The sequence below is a fragment of the Fibrobacter sp. genome, from assembly GCF_017551775.1.
In the GTDB taxonomy this organism is placed as follows: Bacteria; Fibrobacterota; Fibrobacteria; order Fibrobacterales; family Fibrobacteraceae; genus Fibrobacter.
In genome coordinates this window covers 1-3,319 of sequence record NZ_JAFZKX010000024.1, presented here as the reverse complement: position 1 = coordinate 3,319, position 3,319 = coordinate 1, and the positions used below count along the sequence as shown (strand labels likewise).

Sequence of the window (3,319 nt, the reverse complement as noted above, 5' to 3'; positions counted from 1 at the left end):
TGTAAGAATGCTTGCTCAGGCAGAACTTGGAATGGTGAACCGTCATGTAGCGGTTGGCATCCAGGTCTTTCATCACCTTACCCAGTTCATGCGGCATTGTATGGATCAAGGCCCAGTCCTTGTTGTACTGCCCGTTTTCGAGAATCGCCAAGTCTATGTCTGGGAATTTCTTCCCGACCTTCGCGAAGTGCGGCCCGTAGCCGGTATCGCCGCCAATCCACACCGTACGCTTGGGCGACTTGAATGCAAACGAAGACCACAGCGTCTTATTCTGCCTTAAATCTCGACCCGAGAAATGCCTGGCAGGCGTTCCCGTCACGCTAAAGCCGTCACCCAAATCGGCAGATTCCCACCAGTCGAGTTCCACCAATTTTTCAACCGGATAGCCCCAGTATTCAAAATGCTCGCCCACGCCGAGGCCCGTCACCACCTTCTTCACGCGCGGCTCCAATTCTTTCACCACCTCATAATCCAGATGGTCCCAGTGGTCGTGTGTAATCACCAGATAGTCTATGTCCGGCATGTCGACGGGCTTGTAAACGTCCGTGCCCTTGAACATCTTGTTCACGAAACTCACCGGCGAGCCCTGATAGAAAACCGGGTCCACCAGCACCTTCTTTCCTGACAAATTAAGCAGATACGAAGAATGTCCGAACCACACAATCCAATCGCGGTCCAGCGGCAGTGACTTCAGGTCCGTCTTAACAACATTCATCGCGGTATCGGGAACGGTCTGACTCTTGTCACCGAACAGGAAATCCTTCCACACGGCGAAAATGTTCTTGTCGCCCGTCATGGTGACCGTCTCGACCTCGTTCACGAACTGCTTGCCGTCGTAATGCGGCGACTGTTTGATACGCTCCAGACGCTTGCCCTGCGGAATGCGCCCAAACTTCGCCTGGCTGAGGAACAGCACACCAGCGTCACCCAGTATAAAAAGAACCGATAAAACAATCGCCGTAATCATAATCTTCTTTTTCTTAGTCATCAAACGCTCACACTTTTCATCCCCGCCTCACGCATCATCCTGAGCGGGCCCTGTAAGGAGATAGGGGAATTCGAAGAATCTATTATAATATACATTAGTTAATGCTATATTAAATCCAAGAAGTTCATCAAATAAATTGGAACGCATGAGAGGGCAACATGATTCTCTACTTCTCTGGCACAGGCAACAGCATTGCGATTGCACGTAAAATTGCAGAAGCAACAAACGATCAGGTGATTCCGCTCACGGATGCCGTCAAGCAAGACTTGAACGGAGAAAAACGCATCGGATTAGTTTATCCGTCGTACGATTTTGCCCCGCCCCCTGCCGTGCAAAAATTGTTGCCCAAGCTTCGCGTGAATCCGCAAGCCTACATTTTCGTCGTGATCGACTGCGGTGCGCAAGTGGGAATTTCTTCTTGGTTTGCACGCCATGTGTTCAAGCAGATGGGCGCAAAAGTTGCCTTCTGCGATAAGATTCGCGTACCGGACAGTGCAGGAATCGCTTACAAACGCAACCCGAACAAGCAAATCTGGAAATTCACAAAATACGCGAGCCGACTGGAACGCATTATCGATGACATTAAGAACAACAGAAGCGCGATTCACTATGGCGGATGGAGCCTGCTGGGCTGGATTACGATGAACACATCGTTCGGACAAAAGATGATAAAGGCTTTCCAGCCAGCCGCCAATCCAGACAAATGTATCGGATGCGGAACATGTGCGCGCGTATGCCCCGTCGAGAACATCACCATGCAAGAACGAGAAGGAGCAAAGCCCATCGCCGTGACAGGCGACAATTGCACGACATGCCTTGCCTGCGTTCACTTCTGCCCACATCAGGCCATGCAACTAGGAAAGAAAAGCATCGAAAAATCGTGGCAATACCACCATCCCGAAATATCGCTCAAGGATATGATTCGGAAATAAAGCAAAAATCCCCAGCCACTCGTTGGCCGGGGTTTTGTTTTCATTTCACCGAGAACGTGACAGTCGCGTTGGCGGGATCAAGTTGAAAATTTTTGCTTTGCATATTAAAAAGTTAGTATTTCACTCCGTTCGCCTTGAGCCACTTGGCGACATCGCTTGCGAGCGACGTGCCGCCGGAATAGTGAACGGAAAGGCCTTCGCCGATATTTGCCTTCGGGGCGAGTTTTGCAATAGCGGTAACGCTTTGCCCAAAGCGACCGCCGCCATGCGAGCAGAACGGGAGAATCTTCTTGCCCGAAAAGTCGTAACTTTCCAAGAGCGTTGCAATCGGCATCGGGATAGAAGCCCACCAGTTCGGGTAGCCGATGATAATCGTTTCATATTCGCGCCACTTGTCGGCAGAAATTTTCGTTTTCAACTTCGGGCGAGCCTGTTTATGCTGGTCCGCTTGCGCTTGCCGCAGCACCGTATTGTAATCGTCGGAATAAGGCTTTTCAAGCTTGAGTTCCACCATGTCGAAGCCGGTCTGCTTTTTGATTTCTTTTGCAACTCCGCGCGTGTTTCCGCTCCACGAGTAAAATACGATAAGTGTCTTGCTTGCAACGGTTTTCGTCGCATTAATTTCGGTGGCATTTGCCACATTCGGCGATGTCGCGTTTTTATCGGTCGCCGCTTCTTGAGTCACAAATGTTCCCTTGACTCCCGCTCCCGCGTTATACGCCAAGCGGAATCCAACATTGTAACTTTTGCTAGCCTGCTGCATGGCCCCGCGATAGGCACTGCGCAAGTTCTTGCCAAAGTCGTTCCAGCCGCCACCACGGTGCACTCGTCGCGTACCGCTCGATTTCCCCGCCGGATCGACCGCAGCCGAGCCTGCGGCAGCACCATAATCGCCATAATAGTCAAAGCACCATTCGCCTACATTGCCGTAAATATCATAGAGTCCGAGCGGGTTCGGCGCGAAACTCCCGACCTTGAGCGTATTGCCGCGATACACGCCAGGCCGCGTTTCCAGCACCTCGTCGTTAAAATAATTCTGCTCAATCTGGTACGGATAATGCCCGTAAAAATTCACGTCGTCGGCACCGGGAGCCTTCTTGGTGTAGAACGGAGTCGTTGTCCCTGCGCGAGCCGCAAATTCCCACTCCGCTTCGGTCGGGAGCCTGTAGCCGTTCGCCTCGCGATTCCACGAAACGCTTTGCCCGTCTTCGCTGATTTCGTAAACGGGAGCTTTTCCGTCACGCTTGCTCAACTTGTTGCAAAAGCGAACTGCATCGAGCCAAGTCACATTTTCTACAGGCAAATCATCGCCCTTGAAACTCGACGGATTTTCGCCCGTCACCTCGCGGTAAAGTTTCTGCGTCACCTCGAACTTGCCGATATAGAAATCGGAGACCTT

General features: G+C 51.6%; 3 protein-coding genes. 1 reads left to right on the top strand and 2 read right to left on the bottom strand.

All coding sequences use genetic code 11. The features are described 5' to 3' along the window. Window positions 1-988, bottom strand: a 988-nt coding sequence (locus tag IK012_RS02910; RefSeq protein ID WP_290950240.1) for an MBL fold metallo-hydrolase, incomplete at its 3' end; no start/stop codon positions are given. Window positions 989-1,146: 158 nt separating this feature from the next. Here IK012_RS02910 and IK012_RS02905 point away from each other — a divergent pair. Next, complete coding sequence (locus IK012_RS02905) at window positions 1,147-1,920, top strand: EFR1 family ferrodoxin (RefSeq protein WP_290950238.1); 774 nt, start codon at window positions 1,147-1,149, stop codon at window positions 1,918-1,920. A gap of 112 nt (window positions 1,921-2,032) precedes the next feature. Here the strand turns inward: IK012_RS02905 and IK012_RS02900 are convergent. After that, window positions 2,033-3,319: flavodoxin (locus IK012_RS02900; RefSeq protein WP_290950236.1), on the bottom strand; the 1,287-nt coding region annotated here is incomplete at its 5' end.